General features: G+C 46.7%; 1 protein-coding gene. It reads right to left on the reverse strand.

The annotated features are described in order from the left end of the window. A partial coding sequence (gene rpmA, locus KDM89_RS20690; RefSeq protein ID WP_212689726.1) for a 50S ribosomal protein L27 occupies positions 1-235 on the reverse strand: 235 nt, incomplete at its 3' end. Positions 236-351 lie beyond the last annotated feature (116 nt).

Genomic DNA, 351 nt, shown 5'->3' on the forward strand with positions numbered 1-351 from the left:
ACTGGTGCTTGTTTGCACCTTTAGTCGCGAATTGTACTTTGCCGTCAACCAGAGCGAACAAAGTGTGATCTTTGCCCATACCAACATTTTCACCAGCGTGTACACGTGTACCGCGTTGACGAATGATGATACCGCCAGCATTAATAGACTGGCCGCCGTAAACTTTAACGCCTAAGCGTTTTGACTCTGAGTCACGGCCGTTGCGCGTGGTGCCGCCGCCTTTTTTGTGTGCCATTTAATAGCTCCTTGATACAGGTAATAAACAGTAATTCAGCAGAAACTGAGATTAACCGTTGATAGATACGATTTGCAATTCAGTGTAGTTTTGGCGATGGCCTTGACGCTTCTGGT

The sequence above is a fragment of the Cognatundibacterium luofuense genome, assembly GCF_018139685.1.
Taxonomy (GTDB): domain Bacteria; phylum Pseudomonadota; class Gammaproteobacteria; order Burkholderiales; family Burkholderiaceae_D; genus Undibacterium; species Undibacterium luofuense.